The sequence below is a fragment of the Kitasatospora sp. NPDC048722 genome, assembly GCF_040650235.1.
Classification (GTDB): domain Bacteria; phylum Actinomycetota; class Actinomycetes; order Streptomycetales; family Streptomycetaceae; genus Kitasatospora.
Window position 1 is genome coordinate 22,678 of sequence record NZ_JBEZGX010000045.1, and the last position, 13,562, is coordinate 36,239.

A 13,562-nucleotide genomic window follows, 5' to 3' on the forward strand; every position below is an offset into this window, starting at 1 on the left:
CGCACCGGCTCGACGGCGCGGCGCAGCTCAGCCCTTGAGCCAGTCCGCGGACACCGCCTCGTACAGGGCCCGCAGCGCCTCGGTGCTGCGGGCCCTGGCCGTCATGGAGAAGTCCTCGATCACGCCGACCAACACGCCCGGCCCCTCGAACCACCGGCATCCGTGCCCGAGCGCGGGCAGTTCCCGGAAGGCGTCCGGCAGGTCGTCCTCCGGCTCGGCGAAGTCCGTCAGCTCGTGGTCCTCCAGCAGCTTCTCCGTCATCGCCATCGCGACGGCCGCGACCGAGAACCGGGGCTCCCACGGCTCCCACCGCTCCTCGGACTTGTCGGCGAGGTCCGGCCGGGCCACCGTCGCCGGGTCGTCCCCGGCGAGCCCGGCCAGCGGGATGCCCCAGTGCGCGCAGCCCTGGTTCTCGGCCTGGTAGACCAGGGCGCCGTCGAGGACGTACAGCTCGTCCGGCGTCAGCAGCGTGTTGTGGCTGCTCGTCAGGTCCGCCCGCCGCCCGAACAGCCGGTACGCCTCGCGCAGCGCGGCCGGCAGCCGCAGGCCGAGGCGCCGCTCGGCCGCGTCGAGCTCCGCGTCCGTGAACCCGTCGCCGGGCCCCAGCGGCTCGCCCCAGTACGCGGCGAAGCCGCTGACGAACGCCCAGGCGCCCTCCCGCCCCCGCAAGGTTTCGGCCATTCCGGCCCGCACGTCGAAGATCTCGTCGTTCACGTGGGAACCGTACGCCCCAGCACCGACAGCCCGAACGCTGCTCCGCGCACGACCGTCCGGATTTGACGCGAACGCGTAATCCGGTGGTCACCGGTTGATCACCACAGGGTTCCCGGCGCGTCGCACGGGCAGGACACGGTTTCGGCCGGAACCGACATCACGAAAGGCGGACGCGCTCACCCATGCCGACCGCACCGCACCCCGCGCCCCACCCACGGCGCAGCCACCGCTGGGGCGAACACGGCCTCGCCTGGGCCTTCCTGCTGCCCTCGCTGGCCGTCTTCCTCCTGTTCATCGGCTACCCGCTGGGGCGGACCCTCTACCTGAGCGCCCACGCCAACGACCTGTTCGGCGCGCCCTCCCGCTACGTCGGGTTTCAGCACTACACCGACCTGCTGAGCTCCGCCGACTTCGGCCGCACGCTGGTCACCACCGCCCTGTTCACGCTGCTCACGGTCGTGCCCGGGGTCCTCGGCGCGCTCGTGCTGGTGCTGCTCCTGGAGAACCGGATCCGTGGCGTGCGGCTGCTGCGCTCCGCGTTCGCGCTGCCGTTCGCCTTCTCGGTGGCCAGCGCGTCCGTGGTCTTCGCGGTGTTCTTCAATCCCGCGAGCGGGGTGATCAACGGTCTGCTCTCGCACGTCGGCCTCGGTCCGGTGGGCTGGCTCACCGACGACCGGTACGCGCTGGTGTCCGTGGCCGCCACGACCGTGTGGATGAACCTCGGCTACAACGTCCTGGTGCTCTCGGCCGGCGTGGGCTCGATCCCCGGCGAGATCACGGAGGCGGCGCGGCTGGACGGCGCCACCGGCCTGCGGCTGGCCCGTTCGATCACCGTGCCGATGCTCGGCCCGCACCTCTTCTTCCTGACCGTGGTCTCCACCGTCCACTCGCTGCAGAGCTTCGGCCAGATCCACATCCTCACCAAGGGCGGTCCGGACGGCGCCACGCGCACCCTCGTCTATTCCGTGTACGAGAAGGCGTTCGCGTACGGCTCCAGCGACTTCGGCACCGCGAGCGCGCAGGCCGTCGTGCTGCTCCTGGTCGTCCTCGCCTGCACGGCCGTCCAGTTCGGCGTCCTGGAACGGAAGGTGCACTACGCATGAGCGAGCGGAAAGAGCGGATCATCACGAGGAGCGCATGGGCGAACGCCCCTGCCGAGCGGAGCGAGGCGGACGCATGAGCGCGATCGTCACGGAGGCGGCCGAGCCCCGTCGCCGCACGGGCGGCGTCCTGGCCGGCCGGTCCCCGCGCGAGCTGCTCGCCCGCGCCGCCGTCTACCTGGTGCTCGCCGTCGCCGTGGGCACCGTGGCCTTCCCGGTGTACTACGCGATAGCCGGCGCCTTCATGGGCCCGTCCGAACTCTCCTCGTACCCGCCGGCGCTGGTGCCCCACTCGGTCACCGGGCGGAACTTCTCCGGCGCCGTCGAGACCGTCCCGCTGGCCCGCCAGTACGCCAACTCGGCGATCACGGCGACGGCCATCACCCTGGCCCAGCTGTTCACCTCGATCCTGGCCGCCTACGCCTTCGTCTTCCTGCCGATCCGGGCGCGGGCCGTGGTGTTCGGGGTGTTCCTGGCGACGCTGATGGTCCCCTGGGAGGCCATCATCATCCCCAACTACCTGACGCTGTCGGACTGGGGCCTCGGCAACACCTACTTCGGGCTGGTGCTGCCCTTCCTCGCCTCCGGCTTCGGCACGTTCATGCTGCGGCAGTCCTTCCGCCAGCTGCCCGCCGAGCTGCGCGACGCGGCCCGGATCGACGGCGCGGGTCACTGGCGCTTCCTGTGGAAGATCGTCGTCCCGCTCAACAAGCCGGCCCTGGCGGCGCTGTCGATCTACGTGTTCCTGTCCGCCTGGAACCAGTACTTCTGGCCGCTCATCATCACCCGCACGGCGAACATGCAGACCCTGCAGATCGGTCTGACCTCGCTGCGCGACTCCGAGATGTCCGACCCCGGCCTGATCCTCGCCGGCGTCGCGCTCTCGCTGCTGCCGACCCTCGCCCTGGTGGTCTTCGGGCAGCGCTTCATCGTCCGCGGCCTGACCGCGGGCGCCGTGCGCTGAGCGGCCCGTCCCGCCGAGCAGTCCGTCCCTCCCGCACCCCACAGAGAGAGAATCCCCGTGAAGAAGAGTGCACGCGCGCTCGCGGCCCTGCTGGTGGCCGGCCTGTCCCTGACCGCCTGCAGCTCCAGCGGCTCCACGTCGGGCTCCGGCGGTGGCTCCGGCGACGCGGCGGCGCCCGGCGCCCAGGCCCTCGACCAGGCCCCCGGCGTCACCACCGTCGAGTTCTGGCACTCGATGACCGGCAAGAACGCCGACGTGCTGAACGGCCTGGTGAGCCAGTTCAACGCGGCCCACCAGGGCAAGATCGAGGTCAGGGCGGAGTTCCAGGGCAAGTACGACGACCTGGTCGCCAAGTACAAGGCCGCGGTGCAGCAGAAGGGCACCCCCGCGGTCGTGCAGGTCTACGACATCGGCACCCGCTTCATGATCGACTCCAGGCAGACGGTCCCCGCCCAGGCCTTCGCGGACAAGGACGGCTACTCGCTCGCCGACCTCGACCCGAACATCCGCAACTACTACTCGGCCGGCGGCAAGCTCCGGAGCATGCCGTTCAACTCCTCGATGCCGCTGCTCTACCTGAACACCGACGCCTTCAAGGAAGCCGGCCTCGACCCGGCCAAGCCGCCGACGAACCTCGCCGAACTCGGCGACCTCGCGCAGAAGCTGACCAAGAAGGACGCGAGCGGCCAGACCGTCCGCTACGGCTTCGGCGCCGCCATCTACGGCTGGTTCGTCGAGCAGCTGCTGGCCGAGTCCGGCACGATGTACTGCGACCAGGACAACGGGCGCAGCAACAAGGCCGGCAAGGTCGTCTTCGACTCCGCCCAGGGCGCGCAGATCGTCCAGTGGTGGGCCGACCTGGTCAAGAACGGCTACGCGGCCAACACCGGGCGCAACACCGACGACGCCCAGGCCGCGTTCAAGGCCGGCACCGTCGCGATGCACCTGGAGTCGACCGGCGTCCTGAGCGGCTACACCCAGGCGGCCAAGTTCACCGTCGGCACCGCCGCCTTCCCGAAGGTCGCCGCGGGCGACCAGGGCGGCCCGGTCATCGGCGGCGCCTCGCTGTGGATCAGCGGCCCCGGTCACTCGGACGCCGAGAAGCGCGCCTCCTGGGAGTTCGAGAAGTTCCTGACCTCGCCGGAGCAGCAGGCCGCCTGGCACAGCGGTACCGGCTACTTCCCGGTGAACACCAAGTCCCTGGACGACCCCAAGGACAAGGAGTGGGTGGCCAAGTACCCGCAGTTCCAGACCGCCATCGACCAGCTGAAGGCCACCAAGCCGACGCCGGCCACGGCCGGCTGCCTGCTCGGCGTGATGCCGCAGGCGCGCAAGGGCGTGGAGACGGCCATCGAGCAGACGATCAAGGGCCCGAAGACGGCGCAGCAGGCGCTCGCCGACGCGGCCAAGGAGTTGCAGCCCGCGATCGACAGCTACAACAGCTCGGTCGGCTGACGCCTTCCGTCGGGGCGACGACGACGCCCGCCCGGTGCACCTGCGCCCGGGCGGGCGTCCGCGTTCACGCCGACAGCGCCTCGCCGTCCTGCGGCAGCGCGCAGGCGGCGGCGATCTCGTCGAGCGAGAGGTCGAGCGCGTAGGCGAGCGCGGCGATCGTGAAGAACGACGGCGTCGGCGCCCGGCCGGTCTCGATCTTGCGCAGCGTCTCCGCCGAGATCCCCGCCGACGCGGCCACCTCGACCATGCTGCGCGTGCCGCGCGCCTCGCGCAGCAACGCCCCGAAGCGCTCGCCGCGCTCGCGCTCCCACGGGGTCAGCGGAGTCCTCACCATGCTGTCGATCCTAGGCCCTCCCGGGCGGAACGGTGTCCCTTTCCGACTCTCGACCGTGATACAAATACCGGTATAAGAATTGGACCCGGAAGGACGCCCCATGGTCGAGATCAAGTCCGATGCCGCCCTCGCCGCGATGCGCGAGGCCGGCCGCGTCGTCGCCAACGCCCTCGCCGCCGTCCGAGCCGAGGCGGCGCTCGGGGTGAGCCTGCTGGAGCTGGACGAGGTCGCGCGGGGCGTGCTGCGGGCGGCCGGTGCCACCTCGCCGTTCCTCGGGTACCGGCCCTCCTTCGCGCCCGTCCCCTTCCCGGCCGTCATCTGCGCCTCCGTGAACGACGCCGTCGTCCACGGGATCCCCGACGGCTACCGGCTGCGCGACGGCGACCTCGTGAGCATCGACTGCGGAGCCCTCCTCGACGACTGGGCGGGCGACGCGGCCGTCAGCTTCACCGTCGGCACCGCCCGCCCCGAGGACACCGCGCTGATCGACACCACCCGCCGCGCCCTGGAGGCGGGGATCGCCGCCGCCGTCGTCGGCAACCGCACCGGCGACATCGGGCACGCCGTCGGCACCGTCGCCCGCCGCGGCCGCTACGGCCTGCTGGACGGCTACGGCGGCCACGGCATCGGGCGGCGCATGCACGAGGACCCGCACGTGCCCAACGAGGGCCGCCCCGGCCGGGGCTACCCGCTGCGGCCGGGCCTGGTGCTGGCCATCGAGCCCATGCTCATCGTCGGCGGCCGGGACGACTACGCCACCGACCCGGACGGCTGGACGCTCCGCACCACCGACGGCGCCCGCGCCGCCCACGTCGAGCACACCGTCGCCATCACCGAGGACGGCCCCCGGATCCTCACCCTCCCGTAGGGCGAGATGTCCGCCCGCTGAACGTCCGCCGTCGAACCGCCGGACGCCGTCGAACCCGCCCCCGGCGCCCGGTAGTCTCGGCGGCGTGACCAAAGGCGTGATGTTCGACTTCTCCGGGACGCTCTTCCGCGTCGTCTCAACCGCCCGCTGGCTCGACGCCCACACGGCCACCACCGGCCTGGCCCTGACCGACCGGGACCGGGCCGAACTGGTCGCCCGCCTGGAGGAGTTCGGCGCCCTGCCGGGCGGCGTGGCGCCGAGGCGGATCCCGGCGGACGTCCAGGGTTCCTGGGACGTCCGGGACTTGAGCGCCGAGCTGCACCGGGCCGCGTACACCGCGCTGGCCCGGGCCGCCGAGCCGCCCGCCGGGCTCGACGTCGACGCCCTGTACGACACGCACATGGCCCCGGCCAGCTGGCAGCCCTACCCGGACGCCGAACCGACGCTGCGCGAGCTGCGCCGCCGCGGCGTCCCGGTGGCCGTGGTCAGCAACATCGGCTGGGACCTGCGCCCGGTCTTCCGCGCCCATGGCCTGGACGAGCTGGTCGACGTCTACGTCCTGTCCGTCGAGGTCGGCGCGCAGAAGCCGGACCCGGTCATCTTCGAAGCGGCCTGCGCGCGGCTCGGCCTCGCGCCGGCCGACGTCCTGATGGTCGGCGACGACCGCACCTGCGACGGCGGCGCGACGGCCCTCGGCTGCGCGTTCCACCTCGTCGACCACCTGCCGGTCGACCGCCGCCCGGCCGCCCTCACCCCGCTCCTCGACCTCCTGCCGTGAGGACCGCCCGTGCCGTGAGGACCTCCTGCCCCGAGTCGTCCTGACTGCCTCCTGCTCCGAGGCGTGACGCACGCCATGAGGCAGCCCCGCCGACCCCCGGAGTAGCGTGCCGACCATGACCGATCACGACTTCACGACGCGGGTGACGGTCCGCGGGTACGAGACCGACACCCAGGGCCACCTCAACCAGTCCGTCTACCTCCAGTACGCCGAACACGCCCGCTGGGAGTACCTCCTGGCCGCCGGCATCCGTCAGGCCGAGCTGGTCGCCAAGGGCGTCGGCCCGGTGGTGCTGGAGACGACCGTCAAGTACCTGCGCGAGCTGCGAGCCGGCGACACCGTCGACGTGAGCTGCGCGTTCGTCTGGCGCGACGGCAAGACCTTCCAGGTGGTGCAGCGCATCACCCGCACCGACGGCGTGCTCGCTGCCGAGGTCACCGGCGTCGGAGGCATCCTCAACCTGGCGGAGCGCCGACTGGTCGCCGACCCCCGGGAGGCGCTGCGCGCCGCCGCCTCCGACCCGGCGCTGCTGGGCCTCTAGAGTATCCGCGCGTGCCGGTGCCGACCGCCGCGCGCCACCGCCCCGGGTGGTCGGCCGCGGCGATCAGCGCGGCCAGCGCGGTGGTCACCGGCACGGAGGCCACGAGCCCGATGCTGCCGACGAGGGTCCGCGCGATCTCCTCGGAGACCAGTTCGCTCGTCGCCACGTCGATCACGTTGCGGTGCGCGATCGAGAACAGCAGGAGCAGCGGCAGCGCCGCGCCCGCGTAGGCGAGCACCAGGGTGTTGACGGTGGACGCGATGTGGTCGCGGCCGATCCGCATGCCCGTCCGGTAGAGCTTGCGCACGCCCATGCCGGGGTCGGCCGCGTGCAGCTCCCAGATCGCCGAGGTCTGGGTGACCGTCACGTCGAAGAGCACCCCGAGCGAACCGATGACGAACCCGGCCAGCAGCAGGCCGCGGATCTGGATGCCCGGGTACAGGTCGTGGACCAGCCCGGTCTCCTCGGACGTGTTGCCGGTCAGGTGCGCCCAGGAGGCGAACACCAGGCTCAGCACGCCGATCAGGACGAGCGAGACGAGCGTGCCGAGCACCGCGACCGACGTCCGGGCGGAGAGCCCGTGGCACAGGTAGAGCGCGATCAGCATGATCGCGCTCGCCCCGACGACGGCCACCAGCAGCGGGTCCGAGCCGCGCAGGACGGCCGGCAGGATGAACAGCGACAGCACCGCGAAGCTGATCGCGAGCGCGACCAGCGCGGCCAGCCCGCGCCACCGCCCGACGGCGACCACGGCCACCGCGAAGACGCCCGCGAGCACCCCCATCGGCAGGTTCCGGTCGACGTCGACCACGCTGTAATGGAGGTCCGGCGGCGCGTCCGGCGCGTACGTGAGGACGACCTCCTCGCCCACGTCGTACTGCCGCGGCTCGCCCGGGTGCACGACGACGGTGAAGGTGCGGCCCCTGTCCGGCCCGGTGGTCACCTCGACGGTGTCCTGCCGGCAGGTGCCCTGGTCGGCCGGGTTGACGGCGCTGCACGGCAGTTCCCGCAGCGTGGTGACCCGGCCGTGCCGGACCTGCTGGTCGAACCCGACCCCGGTGCGCGGGTGCGACGGCGTGCCGCCGGGCCACAGCACCACGAGACCGGTCAGGACGGCCAGCGCGAACGGGACGAGTACGGCGGCGATGATCCGGCGCAGGCGGGCGGAGACGGGCGCCGCCGGCCCGTGGGCGTGCCCGTGCCCGTGCGCGGCGGGTCCGGCTCCGCCGTGCCCGTGCGCCTCGCCGTGCCCGTCCTCGTGCTCGTGCGTCCCCTCGTCCACCTCACGCCTCCTCAGCGGTCACGCGGCTGCCAAGGTCCGCCGCTGCCCCCGAAATCATCGGCGCCGGACCGGCCGGACCACCGCAGTGACCAACCCGTGGGCGTGCCGCAGCGGCCGGGCGGGGGGATTACCCTACCGGTGACCGGCCTGTTGGCCGGATGGGGTCAAGTGGCTTTCCGGCGAAGAATCCTGACCATGCCGAACACGAAGACGAACCTCGATCGGGCCGCCACCGCCGTCGCCGCGGCCGCACTCTCCCTGACCGCCCTCACCGCCCTGCCCGCCGCGGCCGCGGACCGTCCGAGCCCGGGCCCGGCCTGGACGTCCTGCCAGGGCGGCGTCGACCCCCGCCAGCAGTGCGCCACCGTCACCGTCCCGCTGGACTACGCCGATCCGCACGGCGAGCAGATCACGATCGCCGTCTCCCGGATCCGCGCGGCGAAGCCGGACGAACGCCACGGCGTGCTGCTCACCATCCCCGGCGGGCCCGGCGGCTCCGGACTGAACCTCCCGACGAGCGCGGCCCGGAAGCTGCCGCAGTCCGTCCTCGACCGCTTCGACCTGGTCGGCTTCGACCCGCGCGGCGTCGGCCGCTCGACGCCCGTCAGCTGCGGCCTGGACACGTCCGACCTCGCGATGGTCAAGCTCAGGCCCTGGCCCGCCGCCGACGGTTCGATCGACGCGAACCTCGCCACCGCCCGCCGCGTCGCCGAGACCTGCGCCCGCAACGGCGGCCCGGTGCTGCGCAGCATCTCCACCCGCAACGAGGCCCGCGACATCGACCGCATCCGCCAGGCCCTCGGCGAGCGCCGGCTCTCGGCGTGGGGCACGTCGTACGGCACGTACGCGGGCGCCGTCTACGCCACGATGTTCCCCGGGCGCACCGACCGGGTCGTCCTCGACAGCAACGACGACCCGGACCCGTCCCGCGTCGAGCGCGGCTGGCTCGCCAACTTCGGCCCCGGCGCGGAGGACCGCTTCCCCGACTTCGCCAAGTGGGCCGCGGCGCCAGCCAATCCGGACCGCGTCGCGGACACCCCCGAGGAGGTCCGCCCGCTCTTCCTCGACCTCGCCGCCCGCCTGGACCGCGCGCCACTGCCCTGGCCCGGCGCCGACCCGGCCGAGCTGAACGGCAACGTGCTGCGCGAGACGATGCTGCAGAGCCTCTACGCGGACGCCAGGTTCCCCGACCTCGCCCGCCTGATGCTGGCCGGTCTCGGCCGCCGCCCGCTGCCGGCCCCGGTCACACCGCCCGAGCAGGCCGTCCAGAACACCGTCGCCGTCTCGGTCGGCACCCTGTGCAACGACGTCGAGTGGCCCACCGACCCGGCCGCGTACGCCCGGGACACCGCCGCCGAGCGCGCCGCCCGCCCGCTCACGGCCGGCATGCCCGTCAACGTCATGCCGTGCGCGTTCTGGCCGTTCGAGCCCGCCGAGCCGCCGACCCGCGTCACCTCCCGCGGCCCTGCGAACGTGCTCCTGGCCCAGAACCTCCGCGACCCCGCCACCCCCTACCGGGGCGCCCTGAAGCTCCGCGAGGCGTTCGGCCCGCGGGCCCGCATGGTGTCGATCGACTCGGGCGGCCACGACGCGTACGTCGCCAACGGCAACGCCTGCGGCGACGGGGCCGTCACCGCGTTCCTGCTCACCGGCCGGCTCCCCGCGGAGGACGTGAGCTGCCCGGCCGGGTGACGCGCACATGATCCACACGTGCCAAACCGGGCGGGGGCCGACAAACCGTGAGCGATCGCCCCGGCCTCCGCCCGGACGTGTGACCGATCGTCTCGAATGAGTCGAACCTGTCGCGGTTTTGTGACAAAGCTTGGCCAACACCCGCTCCTCAGCGGCTTTTCGTGGCCGTAGTGTTCCAGCTATGTCACGGAAGAGCCGCATACCTGCCCCGGACCCTGGCGACACCTGGGTGCCCCGACCCCGGCGCCGGGAGACCCCGCTCGGGCTGGTCGGGCACACGGCCAAGTTCCTCGGCAGCAGTGTGCTCGGTGGCGTCCTGCTCGCGGGGATCGTGCTCCCCGGGGCCGGCGCGATCGGGCTGGGTGCGAAGAACGGTGCGGAAAGCTTCGAGAGCATCCCCGACGACTTCAAGACGCCTCCGCTGACGCAGGCGACCCAGATCTTCGACGCCAAGGGCGGCCTGATCGCCAAGGTCTACGAGCGGGACCGCACGGTCATCCCGGCCGAGCAGATGTCGCCGCTGATCAGACAGGCCCAGGTGGACATCGAGGACGCCCGCTTCTACGAGCACGGCGCGGTCGACCTCAAGGGCGTCCTGCGGGCCATCACCAAGAACGCGGAGAGCGGCGCCACCGTCCAGGGCGCGTCCACGCTCACCCAGCAGTACGTGAAGAACGTCAACGTCGAGAAGGCCGGCGACGACCCGGTCGCGGTCGCCGAGGCGCAGCGCAAGACGCTCGGCCGGAAGATCCAGGAACTCAAGTACGCCATCAAGCTGGAGGAGGACCTGACCAAGGACCAGATCCTCACCAACTACCTGAACATCACCTTCTACGGGCACCAGGCGTACGGCATCGAGGCGGCCTCCCAGCGCTACTTCGCCAAGGACGCCAAGGACCTGACCCTCCCCGAGGCGGCCATGCTCGCCGGGCTGGTGCAGAACCCGTCCCAGTACGACCCGAAGCTCCACCCGGTGGCCGCGCAGAAGCGCCGGGACACCGTCATCGACAAGATGGTGGAGAACAAGCACATCAGCGCCGAGCAGGCCCGGGAGGCCAAGGCCGCGCCGCTCGGCCTCAACTACCGCGACCCGCAGAACGGCTGCATCACCGCCAGGGCGGGCATGGGCTTCTTCTGCGACTACGTGCGCCACGTCGTCAAGCAGGACCCGGTGTTCGGCAAGAGCGCCGCCGACCGCAAGAAGCTGTGGGACCAGGGCGGCCTGAACATCTACACCACCATGGACCCGGAGAAGCAGGCTGCCGCCCAGAAGGCCGTCTCGGACCTGGTGTACGTGACCGACCCGGTCTCGGCGGCGATGACGATGGTCGAGCCCGGCACCGGCGACATCCTCGCGATGGCCCAGACCCGCCCGTACGGCCTCGCGAAGGAGAAGAACGAGACCGTCGTCAACTACAACGTCGACGCGGTGATGGGCGGCGGGATCGGCTTCCAGCCCGGCTCCAACTTCAAGCCCATCGTGGCCGCCGCCGCCCTGGAGGCGGGGCTGCCGCCCACCCAGTCCTACTCCGCGCCGAACCGGATGGACTGGCCGACGATGTCGACCTGCAACGGCACGTGGAAGAACCTGGCCAAGGGCAAGAAGGAAGGCACCATCCCGAACGAGAGCGCGAGCGAGGTCGGCCCCTACGAGCTCAAGGAGGCCATGGCCAAGTCGGTCAACACCTACTTCGTGCAGATGGAGCAGGAGATCGGCCTCTGCGCCGTCAAGCAGATGGCCAACAAGCTGGGCGTGACGGCCAAGGCGAGCGGCGAGGCGCTCCAGGAGGTGCCCGCGATGGGCCTCGGCACGCAGGAGGTCAGCCCGCTGACCATGGCCAACGTGTACGCGACCTTCGCCGCCCGCGGGAAGTACTGCGCGCCTGCCGCGATCACCCGGATCTCGACGGTCGACGGCAAGGACGTCCCCGTGCCCCCCGCCAAGTGCGACCAGGTGATGTCCCAGAACACCGCGGACGTCGTCAACACCGTGCTCCTCGGCGTGACCGAGAAGGGCACCGGCAAGGACCTCGGCCTCGACGACGGGCGCCAGATCGCCGGCAAGACCGGCACCACCGACGAGAAGAAGTCGGCCTGGTTCACCGGCTACACCGGCAACCTGGCCGGCTCGGTGTGGCTGGGCAGCCCGGGCACCAAGGTGCCCATGAAGAACATCCGGATCGGCGGCCACTACCAGGAGGAGGTCTTCGGCGCGACGGGTCCCGGGCCGATCTGGCGGCAGGCGATGAGCGACGCGGTGAAGTCCATGCCGGAGGACGACTTCACGACCGTCTACATCCCGGACCCGCCGCCCAAGCGCGACCCGGCCAACCCGAGCGGCAGCCCGTCCGCCTCCGGCAGCCCCGGCGGCACGACCCAGGGCCCCGGACGCCCGCACGGCACGCCCACACCCGACCACTCCGACGACGGCTGAGCGGGCCGGACGGCAGACGGAGGGCCCCGCGGGAACGTTCCTGCGGGGCCCTCCGTCCGTTCTCCTACCGTGCCTCCACCGGCTCGCCGGTGTCCGGGTCGAGGGTGAACACCCGCTGATGGGCGTCCGTCACGATGGTGATCCGGTCCCGCCCCGTCCAACTCGCCTGCACCAGCCGACCGTCGTCCGGCGTGCCGCCGATGTCGGCGAGCGTCCAGCGGCGGGCGTCCCAGCCGCTGCCGGACTCCAGCAGCACCTGCCAGTGCTCGCCCGGGTCCGGCCCCGTCCCGTACGAGCGGTGCACCACGACGAGCGCCTGCTCGGCCCCCGCCGGGGCGCTCTCGCGGCTGCGCGTCTCCGCCGCCGACACCTTGTGCACGGCGAGCGCGCCGAGCAGGAACACCACCCCGGCGGTGACCGTGACCGCCCGGGTGGCCGACCGCACGGCACTGTGCCGGTCGGCCAGCCACGCGGCGCCGATCATCGCGGCCAGCGCCGCACCGAGCAGCGCCTCGGGCCGGTTCAGCAGGTCGGCGACCTGCATCCGGCCGCCTGAGCGGCTCTCCCACTGCCCCACGGTGTAGAGCAGGACGGCCGCCAGCCCGGCGCCCGCGAGCGCCCGCACCAGCGTGCGCCGCATCCGCGGCGTGACTCCTGCGCGCATCCCCCGTCGTCCCCCCCCGGTCGTCGGTGCGAGAGCTCCCCGGCGGGGGAGCCTCGGTGTCGGTGTCGTTTCCTTCAGCCGCCCGTCGTCGTCAGAGCTCGGCGAGCAGCTCCCGGCCCGCCGGCCAGTCTCCCAGGCCGGACGCCGAGTTGAGGTGCCCGTGGGCCCCGGCCTCGACGAACCGGGCACCCCAGGCCCCGGCGAACTCCCGCGCCCGATCGGTCGTCACCCACGGGTCGTCGGTGCTGGCGACCACCACCGCCGGGAACGGGAACGGCGCCAGCGCGACTGGGCGGAAGCCCGCCAGCACCGGGACGTCGGCGTTGTCGATGTCGGCGGGCGCGACCAGCAGCGCACCCCGCACGGCGGCCGTCCGCTCCGCGGAGGCACCGGCCACCCAGCGGGCCGCCGTGATGCAGCCGAGGCTGTGCGCGACGAGCACCACGGGCCCCTGCGCCGCGGCCTCCGCGACCGCGGCGTCCACCCGGGCCACCCAGTCCCCGGCCTCCGGCCGGTCCCAGTCGGCCTGCTGGACCCGCCGGAACGCCTCCGGCTCGGCCTCCTCCCACCGGGTCTGCCAGTGCTCGGGCCCCGAGTTCTCGTAGCCCGCCAGGACGAGGTAGGTGGTGCGGTCCGACATGTGACTCCTTGGAACGTGGTTCGTGCGGTGAGGAGTCTAGGACGGCCAGGGCCCGGCGCGCACGGCCCTTTCAGGGCGCGCGAGGACCATCACGCG

General features: G+C 72.5%; 13 protein-coding genes. 8 read left to right on the forward strand and 5 right to left on the reverse strand.

Annotated features, from left to right (window positions below; translation table 11 throughout):
- Positions 1 to 27: 27 nt before the first annotated feature.
- Positions 28 to 714, reverse strand: coding sequence for an SMI1/KNR4 family protein (locus AB0C76_RS28715; RefSeq protein ID WP_359971129.1), 687 nt, complete (start codon positions 712 to 714; stop codon positions 28 to 30).
- Between the two features lie 182 nt (positions 715 to 896).
- Here AB0C76_RS28715 and AB0C76_RS28720 point away from each other — a divergent pair, with 182 nt between their 5' ends.
- The 3 genes from AB0C76_RS28720 (at position 897) to AB0C76_RS28730 (ending at position 4,233) form a co-directional block, all read left to right on the forward strand.
- Positions 897 to 1,817, forward strand: coding sequence for a sugar ABC transporter permease (locus AB0C76_RS28720; RefSeq protein ID WP_359971131.1), 921 nt, complete (start codon positions 897 to 899; stop codon positions 1,815 to 1,817).
- 73 nt (positions 1,818 to 1,890) lie between these two features.
- Positions 1,891 to 2,778 carry a carbohydrate ABC transporter permease gene (locus AB0C76_RS28725; RefSeq protein WP_359971133.1) on the forward strand — a complete coding sequence of 296 codons (888 nt, stop codon included), beginning with the start codon at positions 1,891 to 1,893 and terminating at the stop codon, positions 2,776 to 2,778.
- Between the two features lie 57 nt (positions 2,779 to 2,835).
- Positions 2,836 to 4,233 carry an ABC transporter substrate-binding protein gene (locus AB0C76_RS28730; protein ID WP_359971135.1) on the forward strand — a complete coding sequence of 466 codons (1,398 nt, stop codon included), beginning with the start codon at positions 2,836 to 2,838 and terminating at the stop codon, positions 4,231 to 4,233.
- Positions 4,234 to 4,297: 64 nt separating this feature from the next.
- On the opposite strand, the gene AB0C76_RS28735 is transcribed toward AB0C76_RS28730, so the two are convergent.
- The gene (locus AB0C76_RS28735; RefSeq protein WP_359971137.1) at positions 4,298 to 4,567 is read right to left on the reverse strand and encodes a helix-turn-helix transcriptional regulator; all 270 of its coding nucleotides are present in this window, start codon (positions 4,565 to 4,567) and stop codon (positions 4,298 to 4,300) included.
- 100 nt (positions 4,568 to 4,667) lie between these two features.
- Between AB0C76_RS28735 and map the strand changes: the two genes are divergently transcribed.
- The 3 genes from map to AB0C76_RS28750 all read left to right on the forward strand — a co-directional run bounded on the left by map (position 4,668) and on the right by AB0C76_RS28750 (position 6,754).
- The gene (map, locus tag AB0C76_RS28740; protein WP_359971139.1) at positions 4,668 to 5,435 is read left to right on the forward strand and encodes a type I methionyl aminopeptidase; all 768 of its coding nucleotides are present in this window, start codon (positions 4,668 to 4,670) and stop codon (positions 5,433 to 5,435) included.
- Positions 5,436 to 5,520: 85 nt separating this feature from the next.
- Positions 5,521 to 6,213, forward strand: coding sequence for an HAD-IA family hydrolase (locus AB0C76_RS28745; protein ID WP_359971141.1), 693 nt, complete (start codon positions 5,521 to 5,523; stop codon positions 6,211 to 6,213).
- A 115-nt stretch (positions 6,214 to 6,328) separates the two neighbouring features.
- Positions 6,329 to 6,754, forward strand: coding sequence for an acyl-CoA thioesterase (locus AB0C76_RS28750; protein ID WP_359971143.1), 426 nt, complete (start codon positions 6,329 to 6,331; stop codon positions 6,752 to 6,754).
- Here the strand turns inward: AB0C76_RS28750 and AB0C76_RS28755 are convergent.
- Positions 6,669 to 8,036 (reverse strand): YibE/F family protein, encoded by a 1,368-nt coding sequence (locus AB0C76_RS28755; protein WP_359971145.1) that lies wholly within the window; start codon positions 8,034 to 8,036, stop codon positions 6,669 to 6,671. The two genes, AB0C76_RS28750 and AB0C76_RS28755, sit on opposite strands and share 86 nt — an antisense overlap.
- 195 nt (positions 8,037 to 8,231) lie before the next feature.
- Here AB0C76_RS28755 and AB0C76_RS28760 point away from each other — a divergent pair, with 195 nt between their 5' ends.
- Positions 8,232 to 9,728 (forward strand): alpha/beta hydrolase, encoded by a 1,497-nt coding sequence (locus AB0C76_RS28760; protein ID WP_359971147.1) that lies wholly within the window; start codon positions 8,232 to 8,234, stop codon positions 9,726 to 9,728.
- 181 nt (positions 9,729 to 9,909) lie between these two features.
- Positions 9,910 to 12,162, forward strand: coding sequence for a transglycosylase domain-containing protein (locus AB0C76_RS28765; protein ID WP_359971149.1), 2,253 nt, complete (start codon positions 9,910 to 9,912; stop codon positions 12,160 to 12,162).
- A 64-nt stretch (positions 12,163 to 12,226) separates the two neighbouring features.
- Here the strand turns inward: AB0C76_RS28765 and AB0C76_RS28770 are convergent, their stop codons facing one another.
- Positions 12,227 to 12,802, reverse strand: a complete 576-nt coding sequence (locus AB0C76_RS28770; RefSeq protein ID WP_359971151.1) for a hypothetical protein — start codon at positions 12,800 to 12,802, stop codon at positions 12,227 to 12,229.
- A 115-nt stretch (positions 12,803 to 12,917) separates the two neighbouring features.
- Positions 12,918 to 13,466 (reverse strand): alpha/beta hydrolase, encoded by a 549-nt coding sequence (locus AB0C76_RS28775; protein ID WP_359971153.1) that lies wholly within the window; start codon positions 13,464 to 13,466, stop codon positions 12,918 to 12,920.
- Positions 13,467 to 13,562: the final 96 nt, after the last annotated feature.

Coding starts and splice junctions, on each gene's coding strand:
- AB0C76_RS28720 (WP_359971131.1), top strand. CDS start 897: ATGCCGACCGCACCGCACCCCGCGCCCCACCCACGGCGCAGCCACCGC.
- AB0C76_RS28770 (WP_359971151.1), bottom strand. CDS start 12,802: ATGCGGCGCACGCTGGTGCGGGCGCTCGCGGGCGCCGGGCTGGCGGCC.
- AB0C76_RS28765 (WP_359971149.1), top strand. CDS start 9,910: ATGTCACGGAAGAGCCGCATACCTGCCCCGGACCCTGGCGACACCTGG.
- AB0C76_RS28735 (WP_359971137.1), bottom strand. CDS start 4,567: ATGGTGAGGACTCCGCTGACCCCGTGGGAGCGCGAGCGCGGCGAGCGC.
- AB0C76_RS28750 (WP_359971143.1), top strand. CDS start 6,329: ATGACCGATCACGACTTCACGACGCGGGTGACGGTCCGCGGGTACGAG.
- map (WP_359971139.1), top strand. CDS start 4,668: ATGGTCGAGATCAAGTCCGATGCCGCCCTCGCCGCGATGCGCGAGGCC.
- AB0C76_RS28775 (WP_359971153.1), bottom strand. CDS start 13,466: ATGTCGGACCGCACCACCTACCTCGTCCTGGCGGGCTACGAGAACTCG.
- AB0C76_RS28725 (WP_359971133.1), top strand. CDS start 1,891: ATGAGCGCGATCGTCACGGAGGCGGCCGAGCCCCGTCGCCGCACGGGC.
- AB0C76_RS28760 (WP_359971147.1), top strand. CDS start 8,232: ATGCCGAACACGAAGACGAACCTCGATCGGGCCGCCACCGCCGTCGCC.